Raw genomic sequence first — 22,326 nt, forward strand, 5'->3', positions numbered from 1 at the left:
TTCTTCTATCCGGATTCTACCCACGCTCCACGGTTGCCTAATTTTGAAGTTCAACCGTTTCTGGGGGACGCATGCTGCAGAATATCAGGGACAATTCACAAGGCTGGATTGCCAAGACCATTATCGGAGTCATCGTTGCACTGATGGCTCTGACCGGTTTCGACGCCATTTTCAAGGCCACGACGCACTCTAACGAGGCGGCCAAGGTCAATGGTGAGGAAATCAGCCAGAACGAGCTGAGCCAGGCCGTTGACATGCAACGCCGTCAGCTGATGCAACAGTTGGGCAAGGATTTCGATGCTTCCTTGCTCGACGAAAAAATGCTGCGCGAGTCGGCTCTCAAGGGCCTGATTGATCGCAAGCTGCTGCTGCAAGGTGCCGAACAATCGAAATTCGCTTTCTCCGAAGCTGCTCTGGACCAAGTGATCCTGCAAACGCCTGAATTTCAGGTGGACGGCAAGTTCAGCTCTGATCGTTTCGACCAGGTGATCCGTTCTCTGGGTTACAGCCGTATGCAGTTCCGCCAGATGCTGGCTCAGGAAATGCTGATCGGCCAACTGCGGGCCGGTGTCGCTGGCAGCGGTTTCGTCACCGACGCTGAAGTGCTGGCATTCGCCCGTCTGGAGAAACAGACTCGCGATTTCGCCACCCTGAACGTCAAGACCGATCCGGCTGCGATCAAGCTGACCGACGATGAGGTCAAGGCTTACTACGACGAACACGCCAAGGAATTCATGACCCCGGATCAGGTGGTCATCGATTACCTTGAGTTGAAGAAGTCTTCCTTCTTCGATCAGGTCGCCGTCAAGGACGAAGACCTGCAAGCGGCGTATCAAAAAGACATCGCCAACCTGTCGGAACAACGTCGTGCGGCGCACATTCTGATCGAAGTGAACGACAAGACCACCGAAGCGCAGGCCAAGGCGAAGATCGAAGACATCCAGGCGCGTCTGGCCAAGGGCGAGAAGTTCGAAGCGCTGGCCAAAGAGTTCTCGCAGGATCCGGGTTCGGCCAACAATGGCGGTGACCTGGGTTATGCCGGTCCCGGCGTTTACGATCCGGCTTTCGAGAAGGCCCTGTACGCCTTGTCCAAGGATCAGGTTTCCGGGCCGGTTCGCACCGACTTCGGTTTCCACCTGATCAAGTTGCTGGGCGTGGAAGCACCTCAAGTGCCGACCTTTGCAAGCCTGAAGGACAAGCTGACCCGCCAGTTGAAAGAGGCGCAAGTCGAGCAGCGTTTTGTCGAGGCGACCAAGCAACTGGAAGACACCGCGTTCGAGGCATCTGACCTGGCTCAGCCGGCGGCGGATCTGAAGCTGACTGTGCACACCTCCAAGCCGTTTGGCCGTGAGGGTGGTGAAGGTATTACGGCCAACCGTGCCGTGGTCACCGCCGCGTTCAGCACTGAAGTGATCGATGAAGGCGCCAACAGCACTGCCATCGAGCTGGATCCTGAAACCGTGGTCGTGCTGCGCGCCAAGGAGCACCTCAAGCCTGCGCAACTGCCTTTGGAAAGCGTGAGCGCGGCCATTCGCACACAACTGACCAAAGAGCACGCCAGTGCAGCTGCCAAAACCAAGGCCGAGAAGCTGATTGCTGATCTGCGCGATGGCAAGGCGGTTGATGGACAGAGCTGGAAAACCACCGAAGCGGCCACCCGTGCTCAGGAAGGTATTGATCCTGCTGTGCTGCAAGCGTTGTTCCGCATGCCGAAGCCGGTTGCCAAGGACAAGCCTACGTACAGCAGCGTGACCCTGCCGGACGGTAGCCTGATGATCGTTCGGCTGAACGGCGTCAACGAAGCGGCTGCACCGACTGATGAAGAGAAGGCTCAATACCGTCGCTTCCTCGCGTCTCGTGAAGGTCAGCAGGACTTCGCGGCGTATCGCAAGCAGTTGGAAGCCCAGGCAGAGATCAAGCGTTATTGATGTCTGACTGAGCGGCAAGACAAGAGCCCCGGCCTGACAGCCGGGGTTTTTTGTGGGTGCGCTTTTGTTGGCAGTTCAGGCGACATAGCCGTTTCAGAGGCTCATTTATTGACCTTCTCCGTGCAATTTTCCTCACCGCCACCGCGAGGTCGCGGATGTTTATCGATGATTTATCGCTGCGACTTTTTCCCGCAGCTGAAGGTCGATAGCGTTGTAACTGTTTTAAGACACTAATCCATACGCCGTCCGGCTGCGATCTGTTGCACAATACGCCCCGGACTGTTTTCCCTCAGGATGTTCAATGTTGATTTCCACTTCCCTGCGTGTTGTCGGATTGGCGCTGTTGTTGACCGCGGTTGCTGGCTGTTCGAAGGACAAGCCGATTTATGAGCATGAGAGCTTCGACGATTCCGGCACGTTTTCGCGTAACTATCCGGTAAGCGACATCGGCAGTTGCGAAGCGGCTCGCCGTGCGTTGCTCAGTCAGGGCTACATCATTACCAGCAGTGACCCGAAACTGGTCAGCGGCCACAAGAGCTTCCAGCAGACCGGTGAAACTCACCTGGAGATCAGTTTCAACGTGGTCTGCGCCGAAGATGGCAGTGGCAAGCATCATGCGACGGTGTTCGCCAACGCCCTGCAAGATCGCTACGCACTGAAGAAGACCAACAACTCCGCCAGTCTGGGTGTTGGTGTGCTGGGCTCGGTGTCCATGCCGATCGGCTCTTCGGACGATTCGATGGTCAAGGTTGCCAGCGAGACGGTGACCGCTCAAAAGTTCTACGAGCGTTTCTTTACCCTGGTAGAACAGTTCCTGCCGGCAGAAACGAAGAAAGCCGCGCATATCGAAGAAAAGCCAAAGACGGATCTGGGCATGCCTGAGCCTAAAGCAGTTCCTGCCGCAGAACCTGCTCCTGCGCCTGCCGCTGAGCCCGTTCCAGCACCAACACCCGCCCCAGCGGCTGCCGCGCCGGCGCCACTTGAAACCACACCGCTGAGTTCAGAGCCGGTTGTACCACCCGCCGAGTCAACCCCGATTGCCCCCGCGCCGAGTGCTGAACCGGCGGCGCCAGCCACGCAAACCATCACGCCACCTGCCAACCCGACGGACATCCCGCCGCCGTCCGAGCCAATTCCGGCGATGCCAGCCTCCGGCCAATAATTCGCCTACCGAATCTCTGTGGGAGCGGGGGCGCTCGCGAATGCGGTGTGTCAGTCGACATTTGCATCGACTGACACAGCCTCTTCGCGAGCAGGCCCGCTTTTGTTTTATGGGCTGTCAAAAAAACTGCGATAAATTCCTGACCACCTGCTACGTTTTATTCATGAAGGCGCTGTTTCATTTTTCCTTCACACGGGCGCGCTATGCTCGGGACACCATCGAATAGAGCAGTAGGGGGATGACACAATGGATGACTATCAAGAAGAACTGCTCGAGTTCCAGGCCTATGAACTGGATCAGCCCGAGCCGGCCGAAGACGCCACCGAGCTGTAAGGTTTCAAGCTGTTTTGCGATGACTGCGGCGAAATTCGCCCGGGGTTTGTCCGCTCAAGCGTTTGAACGCTCGCTGGAATGCTTCGGCTGAGGCAAAGCCCAGCAAGTAGGCGATTTCGCCGAACGCCAGTTCGGTGTCGCGGATGTAGGTCATCGCCAGATCACGGCGAGTGTCATTGAGGATCGCGCGAAACTGCGTGCCTTCTTCGGCCAGTTTGCGCCGCAATGTCCAGGTAGGCAGCTTCAGGCGTGCCGCCACTTCTTCCAGGTCCGGTTCCCGGCCTCCACTGAGCAAAGGCCCGAGCAATTGCGTGATGCGTTCGCGCAGGCTGCGAGTGCGGGTCAGTTGTTCCAGTTCTCGTTCACACAGTTGCAGCAGGTGCCGCCAGGTGCTCGGGCAGTGCTGAGGGTTGCGCAGGGCGAGGCTGCTCAGGTTCAGGCGCAATTGATTGCGCTCGGCGCCGAACTGGATTGGGCAATCGCCCAGCACGCGGTAGGCGTCGTGGTAATCCGGCGTGTCGAATTCGATTTCGATGCGCTCGGCCTTGAGCACTTCGCCGCCGACACTGGATAGCTGATGCAACCAGCCGGCGATGATTGAATCCACCACAAAGCGGTTATAGGCGTTGTACGGGCTGATCGAATAGAAACGCAGCCACGCGCCGTTGGCGTCTTCGTGGAAACTCGATTGGCCGCGGTAATTGGAGCCGTACAACGGTTCAAAACGGATCAGACATCGAGCTGCTTCGCGCACCGTGGGGGCCTGCGACGCGGTGACACCGGCCAGTCCTGCCTGGCTCAGGCGACTGAGCTGGCCCATGCGCAAGCCCAGCGCCGGATCTTGCGTCAATTGAATCGCGCTGTAACCCAAACGCATATAACGCGGGATCGAAAGCCGTGCGCCGGCCTCGGCCAATCGCGCTGCATCCAGACCGTACTGCTCCAATATCGGCAGTGGGTCGGCGCCATGACTGCGCACGGCGTCGGCGAGGCTATGGACAAAGCCTACCGACAGATCCCCGAGGCGCATCGGCAGCGGCTTCATGGCTTACAACCAGATATTGAGCAGACATGCACCGCGGGCATCGCCTGCGGCAAACTGCTGACCGTTGCTGCTGAGGAAGCTCTGACCCGAACTCGCTTTGTCCCAGAATTGCCCGCGCAGGAATACGCTCATCCCGGCAATCGCCCGGCTGCCGGGCGGCTGCGTGGTCAGGGTCAGGCGATGCCAGGCTTGGCCTTCGCTGACGTCACCGGGTTTGAGGCTGACTGAACTCGGTGTACTCGAACCCTTATAGCCGCGCCACGGCTGATCCCAGGCACCCTGTCCGAGCACCTGCGCCGGCACCGCCACCAGTTGCGCGCTTTGTTCATCGAGTTGGCGGTAGTTGTCCGGATACCAACTGTCGCGGCCGATCAGCACGCCGAGACGTCCGGCCGGGGTGTCGACGACGTTGATCGTCCGTTCACTGGCCTGGATGACGTCATGCTGGTCAAAGACCGGATGCATCTGGCGTTGCGGCTGGCCGAGGGGCACACCGTCGCGGCCAAAGACCACGCTGCTGTTGTAGAGCGCGCCGCTGCCGGGTTTGAGTTGGCCGTCGCGGATGGTTGGCTCAGGCAGCACGATGGAACCAGCCACCAGGGTCACATGAAACTCTTTGGCCAGCCCCCCGAACAGCGTCTGGTAATCCTTGGCCATGGCGCGTGATTTCATGCGCAGGTGGGCGTCGTCGAGACGGTCGCTACCCTTGGCGCTGAGCCAGGCCCGGGCGAACAGCAGCGGATTGCTCGCTGCCAGCCAGTTCATCGCTTCTGCAAGAGTCGGTGCCTGATACAACTCGTCTTTCTCGCCGCTGATCATCAGCCAGGTGCCGACATGTTCGGGCAGCACCACCACGGTCTTGTCATTCAACAAGCCCTGATCCTGCGCTTGCTGCAAATAAGCCGCGAGCTTGCGGTGCAGACGCTCGGGGTTCTGATAGTCGGTAGGAAACAGCTCTGGCTGGATACCCAGCAAATTGCCACGGTCGGCAGGCGTGCCCTGATCGACCGCCAGTTTGATGCGCAAGTCCGACAGGTAATGCCCCGCAGGCCGGTCTGCCGCCCACATGGCATAGGTGGTGAGAACGGCCACGATGGCCATGGAAAAAAACAGGTACAAAAGTTTGCGCATGAAAACCAACAGCAGCCGGGTACAGGGTGTGGCGACTAGGGTAGGGCCCATGGGCGTACTTGCCAAGGGGCGCTGTGCATTTGGATCAATAAGTTGTCAGTTACGGTCATTGAGTGACAGCGATGCGACTCTTAGTCTGTCGAGTATGACTGACGGGGGACAAAGAACTTCCGCAACTTTTCCGTGATTGCTCGTTGTGGAGTTACCGATGACCGCCGCTCATTACCCGCACCTGTTGGCCCCGCTGGACCTGGGATTCACCACGCTGCGCAATCGCACCCTGATGGGTTCGATGCACACGGGCCTTGAAGAGAAACCGGGTGGTTTCGAGCGCATGGCAGCGTATTTCGCGGAACGTGCCCGTGGTGGCGTCGGCCTGATGGTCACCGGCGGTATCGGCCCGAACGACGAGGGCGGCGTTTACTCCGGCGCAGCCAAGCTGACCACCGAAGAAGAAGCGCTCAAGCACCGCATCGTGACCCGCGCAGTGCACGAGGCGGGCGGCAAGATCTGCATGCAGATCCTTCACGCCGGTCGTTATGCCTACAGCCCGAAACAGGTGGCACCGAGTGCGATTCAGGCACCGATCAACCCGTTCAAGCCCAAAGAACTGGACGAGGAAGGTATCGAGAAGCAGATTAGCGATTTCGTCACCTGTTCGGTACTGGCGCAGTCGGCTGAGTATGACGGCGTTGAGATCATGGGATCGGAAGGTTATTTCATTAACCAGTTCCTCGCCGCACACACCAACCACCGCACCGACCGCTGGGGTGGCAGCTACGAAAACCGTATGCGCCTGCCGGTGGAAATCGTTCGCCGCGTGCGTGAGGCGGTCGGCCCGAACTTCATCATCATCTTCCGTCTGTCGATGCTCGACCTGGTCGAGGGCGGCAGTACCTGGGATGAAATCGTGACCCTGGCCAAAGCCATCGAGCAGGCGGGTGCGACCATCATCAACACCGGCATCGGTTGGCACGAAGCGCGGATCCCGACCATTGCCACTAAAGTGCCGCGTGCCGCATTCAGCAAGGTCACGGCCAAGCTGCGTGGGGCGGTAAGCATTCCGCTGATCACCACCAACCGCATCAACACCCCGGAAATCGCCGAGCAGATTCTCGCCGAAGGCGATGCCGACATGGTCTCGATGGCGCGTCCATTCCTCGCCGATCCGGACTTCGTCAACAAAGCGGCCGAAGGTCGCGCCGATGAGATCAACACCTGCATCGGTTGCAACCAGGCCTGTCTGGATCATACGTTTGGCGGCAAGCTCACCAGTTGTCTGGTCAACCCGCGTGCCTGCCACGAAACCGAACTTAATTACCTGCCGGTGCAGCAGATCAAGAAAATCGCCGTGGTCGGCGCCGGGCCTGCCGGGTTGTCCGCCGCCACCGTGGCGGCTGAGCGCGGCCATCAGGTGACCCTGTTCGATTCGGCCAGCGAGATCGGTGGCCAGTTCAACATCGCCAAACGCGTGCCGGGCAAGGAAGAGTTTTTCGAGACCTTGCGTTACTTCAAACGCAAGTTGCAGACCACCCATGTCGAGGTGTGCCTGAACACCCGCGTCGATGTGGCAAAACTGGTGGACGGCGGTTACGACGAAATCATCCTCGCCACCGGTATTGCGCCGCGCGTGCCGGCGATTCCGGGGGTGGATAACGCCAAGGTGCTGAGTTATCTGGATGTGATCCTTGAGCGCAAACCGGTCGGCAAGCGTGTGGCGGTGATCGGCGCGGGCGGGATCGGGTTCGACGTCTCGGAATTCCTTGTGCATGAAGGCGTGGCCACCAGCCTCGATCGAGCCGCGTTCTGGAAAGAATGGGGCATCGACACGCACCTTGAAGCCCGAGGTGGGGTGGCCGGCATCAAGGCGGCTCCGCACGCGCCGGCCCGCGAAGTGTTCATGCTGCAACGCAAGAAAACCAAGGTGGGCGATGGTCTGGGCAAGACCACTGGCTGGATTCACCGCACCGGTTTGAAGAACAAGCAGGTGCAGATGCTCAACAGCGTCGACTACCTGAGCATCGATGACGAAGGTCTGCACATCCGCATCGGCGAAACCGGCGAGCCGCAAGTGCTGGCAGTGGACAACATTGTCATCTGCGCGGGACAGGACCCGCTGCGTGAGTTGCACGATGGCTTGGTGGCAGCAGGCCAGAATGTGCACCTGATCGGTGGCGCTGATGTGGCGGCGGAACTGGATGCCAAACGCGCGATCAATCAGGGGTCGCGCCTCGCCGCCGAACTCTAAGCAGGGCAAATTCCCCGCCCCCACTGGGGGAAGTGTCTCTGGCTGCTAAGATGGCGGTTCTTGTTCTGGAACCGCCATTAATGCTTTTGCCTTCCAACGAATGGCTTGCTCAAGCCCCCCTCGAACGCCTCCAACTGGACTGGCTCAGTGCCGCCAACGTTGAAGTGGCGATCCTGCGTCTCGATCAGATCGATCCGCTGATCAGCGGCAACAAGTGGTTCAAACTCGTCGAACACCTGAACGCTGCTGACCGTGCTGGTGCGCAAGGCATCATCAGCCTCGGTGGGGCACATTCCAATCATCTGCACGCGTTGGCGGCGGCGGGCAAGCGTCTGGGCTTCAAAACGGTCGGGCTGTTGCGTGGCCATGCCCGGGAAACGCCCACTGTGAAAGATCTGCAAGCGTTCGGCATGCACTTGCACTGGCTGGGTTACGGCGGTTATCGGGCGCGGCACGAACCGGGATTCTGGCTGCCGTGGCAGGCGCAATATCCCACGCTGCATGCGGTGCCGGAGGGTGGCGGTGGATTAAGCGGCGCCCTCGGTTGCGTCGCGCTCAAAGCGCAGGCCAATGCACAACTGAGCCATTTGGGCTGGAGTGATTTCCACGGCTGGTGGTTGGCTTGCGGTACAGGAACGACGTTGGCGGGACTGGTGCTGGCAGAGGCGGGCGAACGTCCGGTATACGGCGCATTGGCCGTGCCCGGCGACCACGGCGTGGCACCACACGTCGAAGCGATCATTCGCGAGGCCGGGTTGTGCATGGCGCACTATGAACTGCTGGACGCCAGCCGTGGTGGTTTTGCCAAGGTTGATCCGCCCTTGCTGGGGTTCATTGAACAGACCGAACAGGTCAGCGGTGTGCCGTTGGAACCCGTGTACACCGGCAAGGCGTTGCTGGCGCTCAGGCAGCAGGTCGAAGCGGGCAGGTTCGCCAGCGGCACGCGACTGATTTTCGTGCATACCGGAGGTTTGCAGGGGCAGCGCGGATTTGCGGCCGCGCCGTGAGGTTCAATCGCGTTTGGGCATCATCCGCACCAGTGTGTTGTCGCGCACTACGTAGTGGTGATAGATCCCCGCCAGCGCATGCAGCCCGATCAACCAGTAGCCAATCGTGGCGATGAGTACGTGCCAATATTCCACCTGCTTGGCGAGTGCCTTGTCCTCATTCACCAGCATCGGCAGATCAAAACCATAGAACATCACTTGATGCCCCTCGGCGCTGGTGATCAACCAACCGAGAATCGGCATGCTGATCATGAACAGGTACAACGCCCAGTGCATCAGCCGCGCCAGCACGGTTTGCCATGCCGGCGAGGCCGGGAAGATTTTCGGTGCCGGGCCGACGCTGCGGGCGAGCAGGCGAAACCACACCAGCACGAACACCGTCAGGCCGAGCATGTAGTGGGCCTCTTTGATCAGCGTGCGACCGCCGCTGCCTTTGGGAAAGATGCCGCGAAATTCCATGCTGGCGTATACCAGTACCAACAACACCAGCATCAGCCAGTGCAGCAAGACTGAGACGGTGCTGTAACGAGATTCGGAACTGGTCCACGGCATACGGTGTTTCCTCACAGATCAGGGGGCAAACGCACCGTTCTTGTATGACGGCATGTCTTAACTGTAATCCGCTTTGGCGGATTTGCCTGTTGCTGATCGGCGTTTCAATGCGCTGGGTCAGGAAGTGTCCAAAAAAACACGCCAGTGTCGCGACAGACACTGGCGTTTTCGTTTACAGCAGGCGATGGATCAGCTCGACTGCGGCATTTCACCCTGGGCCAGACGCTTGTTGATGTCGGCAATCACCTCGGGCAGGTCTGTAATGGTGTCGATCATGTAGTGCGGGCGCGAACCTTCGAACAGTGCGTGGATGCGCTTTCGCTCGCTGGCCAGTTCATCGCTGCCCAGTGCGCGGAACCCCTCGTAGTCCAGGCCCAGTGCATTACCGGAGCAGATCAGCGCCACCGTCCACATCCCGGCACGCCGACCTTCGAGAATGCCCGGCACAGTGTCATCGATCTTCACACAAGCGCCGACGTCGTCGATGCCCAGCGCGATCACGTTGGCCAGTGCCTGGGCCGGCCATGGGCGGCCATTCGGCACTTCGTCGGTGGCGACGACGTGGTCGGCGACGTAGCCGTTGGTGGCGGCCAGTTCGACGACTTTGTCCATCACCTGCTTCGGGTAACCGGAGCAGGAGCCGATCTTGATCCCTTGTTCGCGCAGATTGGCAATGGTATCCAGAGCGCCCGGGATCAGTGCCGAGTGTTCGGCGATCTTCTCGATCTGCAGCGGCATGAAACGGTTATAGATCGCGGTGACATCGTCGTCGGTCGGCGTGCGACCGAACACTTGGCGATAGCGCTCGGCGACCTGCGGCTGATCGCACAGAGCGCGGATGTGATCCCACTTGCCCATGCCCATCGGGCCACGGGCTTCTTCGATGGAGACCTGAACGTCGAACTCGGCGAAGGCTTCGACGAAGATCTGGGTCGGCGCAAAAGAACCGAAGTCGACCACGGTGCCGGCCCAGTCGAGGATGGCGGCTTGCAGCTTGTCTGGATTTACATAGTTCATGGCAGTCAATTCCTGAGTTGGCAATGCGGTTCTTTGTGGGAGGGGAGCAAGACCCCTCCCACAGGGATTTGGGGGTGAATCAGATGTCGAGGACTTCCATCTCGCGCAACACTTCACCGACTGCTGCGACGGCCTGGCGCATGTCGTCCGGGCTGACGTGGCCGATGCAGCCGACGCGGAAGGTTTCAACCTGGGTCAGTTTGCCGGGGTAGAGGATGTAGCCCTTGGCCTTGACGCGCTCGTAGAAGTCCTTGAACTGATAACGCGGATTGGTCGGCGCATGGAACGTGGCGATGATCGGTGCCTGAATCGCTGCCGGCAGAAAACTGCGTAAACCCAGCTCGCCCATCTCTTCCATCAGCGCCTGGCAGTTGGCCGCGTAGCGCGCATGCCGTGCCGGCAAGCCACCTTCTTCGTTGTATTGCAGCAGGGCTTCGTGCAGCGCCGCGACCACATGGGTGGGCGGGGTGAAGCGCCACTGGCCGGTCTTCTGCATATAGGTGTGCTGGTCGTACAGGTCCATCGCCAGCGAATGCGACTGACCGGCGCAAGCGGCCAGCGACTCTTTGCGAGCGAAGACAAAACCCATCCCCGGTACGCCTTCCAGGCATTTGCCGGACGCGGCGATCAGCGCGTCGAACGGCACTTGTTGTGCATCCACCGCCAGCGCGCCGAAAGAGCTCATGGCGTCGATGATCAGGCGTTTTCCGTGTTGGGCGATAACCTCGGCAATCTCTGGCAGCGGATTGAGGATCCCGGTGCTGGTCTCGCAGTGGATCAGCGCGACGTGGGTGATGGCGCTGTCGGCACGCAGCAGGCGGTCAACGTCGGCGGCCGTGGTCGGTTTGTCTTCAGCGGTTTCGAAGGTACTGAACGAGCGGCCGAGCACCTCGCAGATCTTCGCCAGACGCTGGCCATAGGCACCGTTGATCAGTGCCAGCACTTTGCCATCACGCGGTACCAGCGTACCGATGGCCGCTTCGACGGCGAATGTCCCGCTGCCTTGCAACGGCACGCAGTGATGGGTGGCTGCGCCGTTGAGGATCGCCAGCAGTTGTTTGCAAAGGCTGGCGGTCAGTTGATTGAAACGGTCATCCCATGACCCCCAGTCGATCATCATCGCCTGGCGGGTGCGGGCCGAAGTGGTCAACGGGCCGGGAGTCAGCAGGATGGGTTCGGCGATACTCATTCGTATGTCCTTGGATAGCGCTGTGGGGTGAAGCTAGGGGGCATACGTTGCAATTCGCCGTTGCATCAATCAAATTGTTTGTTGTTATGCCAGCCATCAGCGAGGGTTATTCATGAATCTGTTTCAGCTACGCGCCTTCGACGCCGTAGCCCGGGAGGGCAGCTTCACCCGCGCCGCCTTGCGTTTGTTCATCAGCCAGCCAGCGGTCACCGGGCACATCAAGGCGTTGGAGGAGCATTACCAGATCACCCTCCTGCGACGTACGGCGCGACGGGTGGAATTGACCGAGGAGGGCACCAAACTGGCGGCGATCACCCGGGCGATGTTTGGTCTCGCCGAAGAAGCGCAGGCGATGCTGGAGGCCAATCGGCAACTGCTGACCGGGCGCCTGGAGGTGGCGGCGGATGGGCCGCACATGGTCATGCCGATGTTGGCGAGTCTGCGGGCGCGGTATCCGGGGATTACGGTGAATTTACGCTTGGGCAATGCGCAGGAAGCGCTGGCAGCGCTGTTATCGGAACACGCAGATGTCGCCGTGTTGACCGAAGTCGAACCGCGCAAAGGCTTGCATCTGCAAGCGTTGAGCGAGTCGCGGATCTGCGCTTTGGTGCCAGTGGGCCATCCTTGGGGGACGCGGGCCGGGGAGGTGAAGCTCAAAGAACTGGATCAGGTAATCATGGTCTTGCGTGAGCCGAGTTCGATTACCCGGCGCACGTTTGATCAGGCTTGCGCGCAGGCATCGATTCAGCCACGGGTCTTGCTGGAACTGGACAGCCGCGAAGCGGTGACCGAAGCGGTTGCCGCAGAACTGGGGGTTGGCGTGGTGTCTTCGGTGGAGGTCAGCCACGACCCTCGGGTGGTGGCGATTCCGATTGCCGGCGAAGGGCTGGGAAACCGGCACATGATCGGCTGCATGGAGCGGCGACGGGAGTTGCGTTTGATTCAGGCGTTTTTTGCATTGGCGCCGGCCTGACAGTTTCGCTTCAGGCCCCCAGCAGGAACTGTCGCAGGCTGCGACAACGCCAGCAGGGAGGACTGTCATGGCGCGGTGCTGTTGAGCAGCCAATCCAGTAGAAGGCTGCTGCTGTCAGGCATCGGCACTGTCTCGCGTGGCGGTGGACTGCGTCTGCTGTCGAGGCACAGGATCGGTCGGTCCGGATCGCTGTCGAGGAAGCTCACCCAGACTTCACTGCCTGCAGACGGGAGTTCATTCGCTGCCAGTCGTCTGTTGGCCCGGGTCATGGCGATGGGCAGCCACAGCGCGTCGGTTTCAGTGGTGTTCGGGTGTTGCGCAGGCCAGAGAATAACGGCGACGCGCCCCTGCTCATCAAGTTGCGCGGGTTGCCCCGACGCGCCAAGTATCTGCGCCAGATGAAAGCCTGCGACGCTGGGACGCGGTTCTTTGAGGGGCGGGCGATAGTCGGTTGACCAGGGCTGGGCGGTGAAGTCGTTGTAATAACGGTGCTGGGTCGGGGTGGGGTCAAGAATCGATGGATGTTGCCCGTGATGGCGTATGGCAGTGATCCGCCATTGGTCGTTGAAGGTGCTGATCGGGTGCTCGGTCACTTGCAACAAGTGCCCACTGAGCAAACCGACGCAGTCGCTGCGGCCATTGATCGAGCGATGCTGGCAACGTTGTCGCTCCAGATGGCGGCGACTGCGTTGCTCGGCATGACGTTGTTCAAGCGACAACGTGGGCTGCGGTGCGATAGGCGAAGTCTGATTGGCGGCAGCCTCGCTGACAGCCTGTTGCCCACGATTGCGCAAGGCGTGGAGCGTCGCAATGGGCGCGGCGTGATGATGCTGGTACAGCGCACTGACGCAGGGTGAGGCTGTTTGTTCGTCGACATTGAACGGCACCAGAACGGGGGCTTGCGGTAGGCTCAGGCTGTCATCGGCGAACACGACAACGTGACCGTCCACCCGGTGTTCGAAGTGATAGTGAATGCCTTCCTCTTCGCAAAGCCTGTGCAGCAGCGCCAGATCGCTTTCCTCGAACTGGATGCAGAACGGCCGCGTCGGGTACTGGCCCACGGTCATTTCAATTCGGTAACTATTGCTCGGCAGGGCATTTTCAACGAGTAATTGCTGAAGAATCTGCGGCACGCTCAGTTGTATAAACACACGCCGTTTAATCGTTCGCGACAGTCTTTGCAGGTGTGGCACCAAGACAAGTCGATAGCCAATCCGATGCGTGCCACGGTGTTCGCAAGTGGCACTGTGGATCATGCCGTGGATCCCGTGATGGTCGTTCAGGCGCAGAAATGCCGGTTGCTGCAGCAGCGTACCCGGGGGCACGGCGGGTGCCAGACCGATCAGGTCAATGTCGAAACGGTAGGGCTGGTTGAGCGCTTCCTCGCCTTGAAAGCGCAACACTGGCAGGCATAAGCCGCTGTCGGTCAGGGTGAGGGTGAACGGACTTTCCTTGTCATTGAGCATTCGAACAGGCTCTGTCAGGCAATACGGGCCTCAGAGGGTACGAAACCACAGCGTTGAATGGTTATGTCAAAGGGGTTTTTCAGAATCGCCCTACAAGGTCTGGTGAATAAGTCGATTCCACATTGGATTTTTTTGGTCGATTGCCGAGTTTAGGCCGTATAAACTTGGCGCCACGCGTCGGCCAATAGATGTCTCGGCGCCACAGATCAAGAGAGTGAGTAATGGGCGCACAGTGGAAGGTTAAACACAAAGAAGCGGCAGCCAACGCCAAGGGCAAAATCTTCGGCAAACTGGTGAAAGAAATCACCATCGCTGCCCGCAACGGTGCCGATACCGCCACCAACGCACACCTGCGTCTGGTGGTCGAACAGGCCAAGAAAGCCTCGATGCCGAAAGAAACCCTGGATCGCGCAATCAAGAAAGGCGCGGGCCTGCTAGGCGAAACCGTGCAATACCATCGCGTGACCTACGAAGGCTTCGCGCCGCACCAGGTACCGCTGATCGTCGAGTGCGTGACCGACAACATCAACCGCACCGTCGCGGAAATCCGTGTGGCGTTCCGCAAGGGTCAACTGGGTGCTTCCGGCTCCGTTGCCTGGGATTTCAACCATGTGGGCATGATCGAAGCCTCGCCGGACACCCCGGACGCCGATCCGGAAATGGCCGCCATCGAAGCCGGTGCCCAGGATTTTGAACCGGGTGAAGACGGCGCAACCCTGTTCCTGACCGATCCGACCGACCTCGACTCCGTGCAGAAAGCCCTGCCGGAGCAAGGCTTTACCGTGCTGTCGGCCAAGCTTGGCTACCAGCCGAAGAACCCCGTCAGCGGTTTGAGCGATGAGCAAATGGCTGAGGTTGAAGCGTTCCTGGAAGGCCTCGACAACCATGACGACGTACAGGACATGTTTGTCGGTCTGGCGGGCTGATTGGTTTTACCGGTAACGCCGTCAATGGCGGGCAAGCCCGCGATTGACCGCGTTGCGGTCACTGCTTGTCCAGTACCGCACTCACTTCACTGAACCCCGGCCGCCCCAGCACATCGGCCTGACAGCAGCGCCGCTGCAAATCCTCCAGCACCCCACGCCGCTCATCACTCAACCCCGAGTCGATCCGCGCCAGCAACTCCCCGAGCAAAACCCCGAACGCTCGCACTTCGATGCGTTGCAGTGATCGTGTCTCGACGTTGTCCGTGGTGGCATGGAAGGACGCCGCGCCGAAATCTCCCAGCAGACAATCGCCCTCGTCGTTCAACAGAATGTTGTGCCCGTAGAGGTCGCCGTGGGTGATGCCCTGTTGATGCAGATGTTCGGCCGCCGACGCGATGCCCTTGGCAATTCTTAGCGCAACGTCGGCCGTGAAGCGGCAATCTTCGGCGTAAACGTCCCGTGAGCAGGACGCCAGGCTCGGCAATGCCGCCAGATTGCGAAAGCTCGGATCAATCAATTGCATCACCAGCCCTTGCTGGCCTTCGGGATGGCCATCGATACGACCTTCAACCCGGATCAGATTCGGGTGCAGCCCGGCCGTGATGCAGGCGTTCATTTCATGCAGCGGCGAGCCATCGCTGGTCATTTCACCTTTGTACAACTTCACGGCGACCGGTTTCAGCGAGCCCTCGGCGTGCTGCCAAGTCGCCCGGCAAATCACCCCCGAAGCGCCTTCGCCCAGTTGCTGCTCCAGGCGCAGCGTTGACCAGTCAATTTGCGGTGTGGCTTGAAGGGCGGCGGCGTCGGCTTCGGTTTCCAGTGGATTACCGGCATAGGCCAGCCACGTCAGGCTCGGCAACGCCAGCAGAAAGGGTGGCAATTGGCTCAGGCGGTTGGCGGCGATGCGGATCAGCTCCAGCCGATGGCAGTTACCCAGAGAAGCGGGTAGCGATTGCAGGCGATTGCCCGCCAGCATGAGTTTTTGCAGGTCAGGACGTTCGCCCAGTTCGCTCGGCAGGGTTTCGATGCAGTTGTCGGTCAGGATCAGCCAGCGCAGCCGCGTTGGCAGGGCGGCACCCGGCACATCGACGATGCGGTTGGCTTTAAAACCGATCATCGTCAACGCGGCGCATTGGCCGAGGCAGGCGGGCAACTCGGTGAACTGATTGTCGGAGCAGAACAGTACGCGCATTCGAGTCAGCCGATGCAAATCATCCGGCAGACTGCTCAAGGCGTTGCCGCTGAGGTTGAGCACCTCGAGGGTATCGGCCAGATCAAAGATCTGCCGCGGGAACTCGGTCAGCCCGCAGGACAGATCCAGCCGCGTGATGCCTGACAATTCGCCGGCGCGCAATTGAGCAAGGGTATGCATAAAGGTCTTCGCCATAGAGGAGTCGCAAGGAATGGGCGACATGATAACGGCAGATTCAACACTGTCGAATTCTTCCTCTGCACTGCGATCCTCTGTGGGGCGCGATCTTTGTCTGTCAGGTAAGGAGGCGCACTTCCTGTAACTGCCCCAACCGGCTCCGCGTGCGGGCCAGGTCAATGGCATTGCCGCCCAGACGCTCAAACAGCGGCAGTTGACCGAGCAGGGTCAAGCATTTGTCCTGATCGTAGAGCACGTCGATCAGATTGATGAAACGCTGTTGCGCGGCGATCGAGCATTCAGCCAGTGCCGGTAAATCATCAATGACCCAGTGGTCGAAACGCCGGCAAAGCTCCAGATAATCCATCACCGCCGTCGGCTGTTCGCACAGGTCCTTGAAGGTAAAACCGACCCGCCGACCTTCACACAACCGTGCCTGAATTTGCCGCGTGCCGACCGCTAGGGCAAGCGCTGGAGCATCGTGTGGTGGCAGGTTCAGGACGTGGCGCTGAGCAGGCGTGGCCGGCCATACGTAGTGACCTTGCGTGAACAATTGATGCGCCTGGTTGCGCGCCTGGCTTCGGTAATCGTGCGGCCCGCCGACTTCCATGACCTGCATGCGTGAGTTGATCAGTTCGATGACGGGTTTGAAGCGAGCGTGATAGAGCGGGTTGGGCAGCAAGCCCTCAGGCGGATAGTTCGAGGTCACCAGGAGCACGATCGCGCGCTGGAACAACGCCTTGAACAACCGGTTGATCAGCATCGCGTCACCGATGTCATGCACATGAAACTCGTCGAAACACAGCACCCGGCAGTCTTGCAGCAGATCATCGAGCGTGAGGGCGAGGGCATCGTCCTGTTCACGATGACGGAACATGCCTTGATGCAATTGCGCAAAGAACTCATGGAAATGCAGGCGTCGTTTTTGCTTGATCGGCAGCGCCTGGAAAAAGCCATCCAGCAGCCAGCTCTTGCCGCGTCCAACGGCGCCGTACAGATACAGACTCGGCGGGGTAGGCGCTTTTGCGCCGAACAGCAGACTGGCCTGCTGCGCCAGACAATCGATCACGCGCTGCTGGCTGTGGCTGAGGGTGTAACCCTGGCTGTGGGCCTTGTGCCGGAAGTAGTCGCGGATCGACTGGGCGCTGGCGTCATGGCCAGCACTGGCAGGCAGGCGTTTGCCGAACCAGCGGCGTAACGCTGGCCAGCGCTGGATCAATCGCGTTCGTTTTGGCGGTCGGGCGGGCACTTTGTGGTGACTCCGTGTTCGTCAAACCGGCTCCCCGGAGCGCGGCGGCGTAGTGTAACCACACGCAGAGCACGCCTTCTACTGCAGCCGGTCGAGAGTAGGCGTTCATTGAACACAAATGTGCCTGGGCCCGCTGTATGGGGCGTGTCCGCACCCACAGGGTTATGTCGCGTTTCACAATGGCAGGGACTGCTTGAGCAGTGGGGCGACCGGCGTATCAACCGGGCTGACCATCGCATAGTTATACCCGTGCCCGGACCAGTATTCGGCCTGCAGATCCCCGTCGCTGCGGCTGCCACGCGGCAGAAAGGTATTTTTCGGTCCCGGCGGTCGCACATAAAAGCTGACTTTGTGCCCACCCCCATCCTCATACATCACCATCGCCGCCGGGCCTTCGTCGGTGCTGAGCAACCGTCCGCTGACCGGTTCGAACCCGGCAGCCTTGAGATCCGGCAAGCGACTCGCCTGCGTGAAATAACGGTCGAGCCAGCGCTGCATGTCGCCGTTACTGTCGACCTTGTAATCGGCCGGGAGCATTCCCTGCTGGGCAATCAAGCGATAGGCCTGCAAGGCGTCGGTCATCGGTAATACCGAGGTGCGCACGAGGGTCATTTCCCGCGCTTGCCAACCACTGAAACCACCCACACTGACGGCGATCAGCAACACGGCGGCGCTGGCCAGGTGTCGACGTGACTGACGTATGCGGCGCTGGCGAATCGTTGCCGGGTCAAGCGCCGGATTGGCCGGCCGCTGCAACGCGCCCCCCAGTGCTGCACGTAATTGCTGGGCGTCACGTTGCCAGGCGCGAACCTGCGCGGCTTGGTCTGGGTGATTCGCCAGCCAGGTGTCAAGCACCCGGCGGTCGGCGTCGCTGAGTTGGTGGTCGACGTAGGCGTGCAGGTCATGCTCGCTGGGAGGCAGGCTGATCATTTGAGTATCCGCAAAGAAGGGCTGCTGATTTCGCCGTCGCTGAGTTGGCGCAAGGCTTGGCGGGCGCGGGAAAGGCGCGACATCACGGTGCCGATCGGGGCGCCAAGGATCTCGGCGACCTCCTTATAGGAAAGGCCTTCAACCGAGACCATCAGCAGTAGCGCGCGCTGTTCGGTGGGCAATCTATCAAAGGCTTGCAGTGTCGACCGGGCGATGACGGTGCGCTCCGCCGAAGGTTCGGCATCGTCGCGCCCGGTGAAAAATTCGAGCATCCGCGCATAGCGTCGGGAACGGCGATGAGCATCGAGAAATTGTCGGTAGAGGATCGCAAACAGCCAGGCGCGCAGATCACCGTCGACGCGTTTGCCGCCCCAACTCGACAAGGCCCGCTCCAGGCTTGCCTGCACCAGATCGTCGGCGCTGCTGCTATTGCGCGTCAACGACACGGCAAAACGCCGCAATCCGGGAATGATTTCTCTCAATTGCTCGTCGAATTCGCTCATGAAATTCTGCTGGTCACTACGCTGTGGACTAGGGAGACGTCCACCGTCGAAGGTTATTCCACGTTCGGAAAAATAAATACCGGACTGTGGAATAAATCCCGACGGGGTGCGTCTTGCTGACTCTTCCTACTTGTGGCCGATGGTCCCGGAGTTATTCATGGTTGATCGCACTTCACCCTCAGGCGGGCCGCAGCGCCCGCCACTGAGTGCCGCGAGCGTGGTACTGCGTCTGGGCGGCATTGCCGCGGTAGTCGCTGCAGTGGCCGGGGCGTTTGCCTATGTTCACGGCACCTTTGACCCACAACGTCTGACGCCCAAGGCGCTGGTCGATGTGCTGGAGAAAAACAACGGCGTGCATCCCGGATTCCGCCGCAATCATGCCAAAGGTGTGTGCGTGATCGGGCATTTCGAGAGCAGTGGCGAGGCACGGGTGTTCTCGGCTGCGCAAGTGTTCAACGAACCGCGCACCCCGGTGGTGGGGCGTTTTGCGTTGCCGGCGGGTAATCCCTATGCCCCGGACAGCAGCGTGCCGATTCGCAGTCTGGCGCTGCGCTTCACCCAGGCCAATGGTCAGCAGTGGCGCACCGGGATGAACAGCATGCCGGTGTTCCCGGTGGGCACGCCTGAGGCGTTCTATCAGTTGCTGCAGGCGCAGTCGCCGGATCCGGCCACAGGCAAACCTGACCCAGGCAAGGTGCCGGCGTTCTTCGCCGCGCACCCGGAAACTGTGCCGTTTCTGACCTGGGTGAAGACCGCCAAGCCATCGGCCAGTTACGCCACCGAAACCTATAACAGTGTCAATGCGTTCTATCTGGTGGACGCCAGCGGGAAGCGGCAAGCCGTGCGCTGGAGCATGACGCCATTGGCTAAAGACGCGGCGGGTGACAGCGCACCTGAGGGCGCTGACTTTCTGGAAAAGGATCTGGTGCAACGGCTTGCCGCTGCGCCGCTGCGTTTTCAGTTGAATATCACGTTGGCTAACGCCGGTGACCCGGTGAACGACGCCAGCAAGGCCTGGCCCGAAGGGCGCAAGGTTGTGAACGCCGGCACCCTGGTGCTGGAAAAGACTCAGCCGCAACTGAGCGGTGAGTGCCGCGACATCAATTACGACCCGTTGGTGTTGCCGGCCGGGATTCAAGGCTCCGACGACCCGTTGCTCGCGGCCCGTTCCGCCGGTTACGCCAATTCCTATCGGCGTCGCACCCGCGAAGTCAGCCAGTTGCCCGCCGCCAAACAGGAGGCTCGTCCATGAGCGCTCAACCGACTCATTTCGCGCTGTTGGCGCGACTGCTGCATTGGCTGATGGCGCTGATGATCATCGTGATGCTGTTTATTGGCGCCGGCATGGTCACCTCGGTCTCCGAACGGCATGAATGGCTGATCCACCTGCACAAGCCCTTGGGCATTGCGATTCTGCTGCTGGTGATCGTGCGTCTGCTGGTACGTTTCTCCACACGCCAGCCGCCGCTGCCGGTGGATCTGCCGGGCTGGCAGGTGATGGCTGCGAAGGCCTCGCATCTGTTGCTTTATGCGTTGATGCTGGTGCTGCCGCTGCTCGGTTGGGCGATGATCAGCGCCTCGGGCGAGCCGGTGATGCTCAGTGCATCGCTGCAGTTGCCGTCGATTGTCCCGGCCGATGCGCAGTTGTTTGCGTTGCTGCGCAGCGCTCATGGTTATCTGGCTTATCTGCTGTTTCTGACGGTGCTGGTGCACTTGGCGGCGGCGCTGTTCCATGGCTGGGTGCGCCGTGACGACGTGCTGGACAGCATGTTGCGCGGTCGCAATCGCGGTTAGCTGACCGCAATGGCGCATTGTGACGATGCGCCATTTTCCGGGACAGCCTCCGTTCCTTTGACCAGGCAAGGGAAGGGATCAGCGCAGTGTGTCGACCATGTCGGCAATGGTCGTCAGCACGTCTTTGCCTAATTGACTGGAGCGTTTGCCCGACCAGCCGGTTTGCGCGTTCGGCGCGTCGTCGTGATCCTTGAACGGCATTTCCAGGGTCAGTGACAGGCAATCGTACTTCTGGCCAACGCTGTTGCACGCCAGGGTCATGTTGGCTTGGCCCGGTTCGTCACGGGTGTAGCCGTATTTGGTCTGGAAGTCTTTGGTGGTGTGTTTCAGATGGCTGCGAAAATGTTCTTCGAGTTTCTCCAGCCGCGGCGTATACCCCGGATTACCTTCGCAGCCAGCGGTGAAGACATGAGGGATTTCCTCATCGCCGTGTACGTCGAGAAACAGATCGACGCCGTATTTTTCCATCTGCTGCTGCACGAAAAGGACTTCAGGGCTGATTTCCTGGCTGGCGCTTTGCCAGGCACGGTTCAAGTCTTGCCCCATGGCGTTGGTGCGCAGATGCCCATGGAAGGCGCCGTCCGGGTTCATGTTGGGAACCAGGTACAGATCGGCACTGGCGAGCAGTTTATTCAGCACCGGATCGTCGTGTCTTTCCAGGCGTTCGATCACCCCTTCCATGAACCACTCAGCCATGTGCTCGCCCGGGTGTTGCTGGGCGATGATCCAGATTTTGCGCTGACCTTGCGCGCCGCTGCCTTTGCGCAGTAACTGAATATCGCGGCCCTCGACACTTTTACCTGTCGCCAGCAACTCGGCGCCGGCCTTGGTCAGCGCTTGTTCGATCAGCCAGTCGTGACGGCCGCGGCTATAGGGTTCGAAATAGGCGAACCAGGCGTGAGTCTGGGTGGCTTCCAGGCAGAAACGCAGGCAGTCGCCTTCGAAAATGGTGGGTACGCGGAACCAGTTGACGTGATCGTAGGAGGCTACGGCCTGATAACCATCCCAGGCTTTGTTGTACGAAGATTGGCTGGCGTTGTTGAGGCGAAACCAGTGTTCCTGACCGACGTGAAGACCGCTGGCCTTGAAGTGGAACCACTGAAAGTGGGCGCTTCGGGTGTCCGGGCGGATGGCCAGAACCGGATTGAGCGGATTGCTGATGTCGATGACTTGAATATTGCCGCTATCGAAGTTGGCACTGATGTCGAACGAAGATTTGGCCACGGTCATAATCGGTTCCTGAATATGATTTTTATGGTGGCTACTTTACACGCAAGACAGAGATGAAACCGAGGGGAAATGCGGGGTCGTGGCGGGGGCGTCCTCCATGACGCTCATGCAGCTTAGAGACTATGCGATTGATTCTCAAGCGCTAATTGCTATTAGTTTTCCCCAATGTGGCTGGGCTTCGCTTGCCAAGCGATATTCTTTTGATACTATCGGCGTCATTGAATTTGCAGCACTTAAAGACTTCATTAGCTTGAAGCCATAAGCCCGAAAAACG

At 60.0% G+C, this 22,326-nt stretch carries 20 protein-coding genes; 9 read left to right on the forward strand and 11 right to left on the reverse strand.

Annotated features, from left to right (window positions below; genetic code table 11):
• The first annotated feature begins 71 nt into the window (after window positions 1-71).
• Window positions 72-1,928, forward strand: a complete 1,857-nt coding sequence (locus AACY02_RS11065) for a SurA N-terminal domain-containing protein (protein ID WP_339431965.1) — start codon at window positions 72-74, stop codon at window positions 1,926-1,928.
• Between the two features lie 301 nt (window positions 1,929-2,229).
• On the forward strand, window positions 2,230-3,090 hold the full coding sequence (locus AACY02_RS11070) for a DUF2242 domain-containing protein (protein WP_339431966.1): 861 nt from the start codon (window positions 2,230-2,232) through the stop codon (window positions 3,088-3,090).
• 337 nt (window positions 3,091-3,427) lie between these two features.
• Here the strand turns inward: AACY02_RS11070 and AACY02_RS11075 are convergent, their stop codons facing one another.
• Window positions 3,428-4,468 (reverse strand): AraC family transcriptional regulator, encoded by a 1,041-nt coding sequence (locus AACY02_RS11075; RefSeq protein WP_339431967.1) that lies wholly within the window; start codon window positions 4,466-4,468, stop codon window positions 3,428-3,430.
• 3 nt (window positions 4,469-4,471) lie between these two features.
• Window positions 4,472-5,599, reverse strand: a complete 1,128-nt coding sequence (locus AACY02_RS11080) for a carbon-nitrogen hydrolase family protein (RefSeq protein WP_339431968.1) — start codon at window positions 5,597-5,599, stop codon at window positions 4,472-4,474.
• 208 nt (window positions 5,600-5,807) lie between these two features.
• On the opposite strand from AACY02_RS11080, the gene AACY02_RS11085 reads away from it, so the two are divergent.
• Both AACY02_RS11085 and AACY02_RS11090 read left to right on the forward strand, forming a co-directional pair.
• Window positions 5,808-7,847, forward strand: coding sequence for an NADPH-dependent 2,4-dienoyl-CoA reductase (locus AACY02_RS11085; protein ID WP_339431969.1), 2,040 nt, complete (start codon window positions 5,808-5,810; stop codon window positions 7,845-7,847).
• 80 nt (window positions 7,848-7,927) lie between these two features.
• On the forward strand, window positions 7,928-8,854 hold the full coding sequence (locus tag AACY02_RS11090; protein WP_339431970.1) for a 1-aminocyclopropane-1-carboxylate deaminase/D-cysteine desulfhydrase: 927 nt from the start codon (window positions 7,928-7,930) through the stop codon (window positions 8,852-8,854).
• A 3-nt stretch (window positions 8,855-8,857) separates the two neighbouring features.
• Here the strand turns inward: AACY02_RS11090 and AACY02_RS11095 are convergent, their stop codons facing one another.
• The 3 genes from AACY02_RS11095 to AACY02_RS11105 all read right to left on the reverse strand — a co-directional run bounded on the left by AACY02_RS11095 (window position 8,858) and on the right by AACY02_RS11105 (window position 11,612).
• On the reverse strand, window positions 8,858-9,406 hold the full coding sequence (locus tag AACY02_RS11095; protein ID WP_339431971.1) for a cytochrome b: 549 nt from the start codon (window positions 9,404-9,406) through the stop codon (window positions 8,858-8,860).
• Window positions 9,407-9,595: 189 nt separating this feature from the next.
• Window positions 9,596-10,423: a phosphonoacetaldehyde hydrolase gene (gene phnX / locus AACY02_RS11100; RefSeq protein WP_339431972.1), complete on the reverse strand. Its 828-nt coding sequence runs from the start codon at window positions 10,421-10,423 to the stop codon at window positions 9,596-9,598.
• A gap of 79 nt (window positions 10,424-10,502) precedes the next feature.
• On the reverse strand, window positions 10,503-11,612 hold the full coding sequence (locus AACY02_RS11105) for a 2-aminoethylphosphonate--pyruvate transaminase (protein ID WP_339431973.1): 1,110 nt from the start codon (window positions 11,610-11,612) through the stop codon (window positions 10,503-10,505).
• A gap of 112 nt (window positions 11,613-11,724) precedes the next feature.
• Here AACY02_RS11105 and AACY02_RS11110 point away from each other — a divergent pair, with 112 nt between their 5' ends.
• The gene (locus AACY02_RS11110; RefSeq protein ID WP_339431974.1) at window positions 11,725-12,585 is read left to right on the forward strand and encodes a LysR substrate-binding domain-containing protein; all 861 of its coding nucleotides are present in this window, start codon (window positions 11,725-11,727) and stop codon (window positions 12,583-12,585) included.
• A gap of 65 nt (window positions 12,586-12,650) precedes the next feature.
• On the opposite strand, the gene AACY02_RS11115 is transcribed toward AACY02_RS11110, so the two are convergent.
• The gene (locus AACY02_RS11115) at window positions 12,651-14,051 is read right to left on the reverse strand and encodes a type VI secretion system Vgr family protein (protein ID WP_339431975.1); all 1,401 of its coding nucleotides are present in this window, start codon (window positions 14,049-14,051) and stop codon (window positions 12,651-12,653) included.
• A gap of 221 nt (window positions 14,052-14,272) precedes the next feature.
• Between AACY02_RS11115 and AACY02_RS11120 the strand changes: the two genes are divergently transcribed.
• Window positions 14,273-14,977, forward strand: a complete 705-nt coding sequence (locus AACY02_RS11120) for a YebC/PmpR family DNA-binding transcriptional regulator (RefSeq protein ID WP_123529345.1) — start codon at window positions 14,273-14,275, stop codon at window positions 14,975-14,977.
• Window positions 14,978-15,035: 58 nt separating this feature from the next.
• Here the strand turns inward: AACY02_RS11120 and AACY02_RS11125 are convergent, their stop codons facing one another.
• The 4 genes from AACY02_RS11125 to AACY02_RS11140 all read right to left on the reverse strand — a co-directional run bounded on the left by AACY02_RS11125 (window position 15,036) and on the right by AACY02_RS11140 (window position 19,028).
• Window positions 15,036-16,349: a protein kinase gene (locus AACY02_RS11125; RefSeq protein WP_339431976.1), complete on the reverse strand. Its 1,314-nt coding sequence runs from the start codon at window positions 16,347-16,349 to the stop codon at window positions 15,036-15,038.
• A gap of 115 nt (window positions 16,350-16,464) precedes the next feature.
• A complete protein-coding gene (gene zapE / locus AACY02_RS11130) occupies window positions 16,465-17,595 on the reverse strand; it encodes a cell division protein ZapE (RefSeq protein ID WP_339431977.1) in 1,131 nt (376 codons plus the stop codon).
• A 174-nt stretch (window positions 17,596-17,769) separates the two neighbouring features.
• Window positions 17,770-18,525 carry an anti-sigma factor family protein gene (locus tag AACY02_RS11135; RefSeq protein WP_339431978.1) on the reverse strand — a complete coding sequence of 252 codons (756 nt, stop codon included), beginning with the start codon at window positions 18,523-18,525 and terminating at the stop codon, window positions 17,770-17,772.
• The gene (locus AACY02_RS11140; protein ID WP_339431979.1) at window positions 18,522-19,028 is read right to left on the reverse strand and encodes a sigma-70 family RNA polymerase sigma factor; all 507 of its coding nucleotides are present in this window, start codon (window positions 19,026-19,028) and stop codon (window positions 18,522-18,524) included. The genes AACY02_RS11135 and AACY02_RS11140 overlap by 4 nt, the downstream gene beginning before the upstream one ends.
• 157 nt (window positions 19,029-19,185) lie before the next feature.
• On the opposite strand from AACY02_RS11140, the gene AACY02_RS11145 reads away from it, so the two are divergent.
• Both AACY02_RS11145 and AACY02_RS11150 read left to right on the forward strand, forming a co-directional pair.
• Window positions 19,186-20,280: a catalase family peroxidase gene (locus AACY02_RS11145; protein ID WP_339431980.1), complete on the forward strand. Its 1,095-nt coding sequence runs from the start codon at window positions 19,186-19,188 to the stop codon at window positions 20,278-20,280.
• Entirely contained in the window at window positions 20,277-20,822 is a 546-nt protein-coding gene (locus AACY02_RS11150; RefSeq protein WP_339431981.1) for a cytochrome b, read from the forward strand. Before AACY02_RS11145 ends, AACY02_RS11150 begins: the two co-directional genes overlap by 4 nt.
• 78 nt (window positions 20,823-20,900) lie before the next feature.
• Here the strand turns inward: AACY02_RS11150 and AACY02_RS11155 are convergent, their stop codons facing one another.
• The gene (locus AACY02_RS11155; protein ID WP_339431982.1) at window positions 20,901-22,052 is read right to left on the reverse strand and encodes a M14 family metallopeptidase; all 1,152 of its coding nucleotides are present in this window, start codon (window positions 22,050-22,052) and stop codon (window positions 20,901-20,903) included.
• A gap of 97 nt (window positions 22,053-22,149) precedes the next feature.
• On the opposite strand from AACY02_RS11155, the gene AACY02_RS11160 reads away from it, so the two are divergent.
• The gene (locus AACY02_RS11160) at window positions 22,150-22,314 is read left to right on the forward strand and encodes a hypothetical protein (protein WP_339431983.1); all 165 of its coding nucleotides are present in this window, start codon (window positions 22,150-22,152) and stop codon (window positions 22,312-22,314) included.
• Window positions 22,315-22,326 lie beyond the last annotated feature (12 nt).

This window comes from Pseudomonas sp. EA_65y_Pfl2_P78 (assembly GCF_963970495.1).
Lineage (GTDB): Bacteria > Pseudomonadota > Gammaproteobacteria > Pseudomonadales > Pseudomonadaceae > Aquipseudomonas > Aquipseudomonas baetica_A.